The sequence below is a fragment of the Brevibacillus sp. LEMMJ03 genome (genome assembly GCF_007197875.1).
GTDB classification, from domain to species: Bacteria; Bacillota; Bacilli; order Brevibacillales; family Brevibacillaceae; genus Brevibacillus; species Brevibacillus thermoruber.
The window spans coordinates 1-212 of the sequence record NZ_VKJN01000136.1 but is presented as its reverse complement, the minus strand read 5'-3'; the positions used below and the strand labels follow the sequence as shown (position 1 = coordinate 212).

The following is a 212-nucleotide window of genomic DNA, read 5'->3' as shown; positions in this document are numbered from 1 at the left end:
TGGTGACCCGTAGGGGATTCGAACCCCTGTATGACAGCGTGAAAGGCTGCTGTGTTAAACCACTTCACCAACGGGCCGAGTGTTATGGTGCTCCCGACAGGAATCGAACCTGCGACCTCTTCCTTACCATGGAAGCGCTCTACCGACTGAGCTACAGGAGCAGATGAATGGCTCCTCGGGAGGGACTCGAACCCCCGACCGATCGGTTAACA

General features: G+C 56.6%; 2 tRNA genes. Both read right to left on the bottom strand.

Features of this window, described 5'->3' with window-relative positions:
* Positions 1-77 (bottom strand) — tRNA-Glu (locus tag FOI68_RS23160).
* 8 nt (positions 78-85) lie between these two features.
* Positions 86-161: transfer RNA gene (locus FOI68_RS23155), tRNA-Thr, on the bottom strand.
* Positions 162-212: the final 51 nt, after the last annotated feature.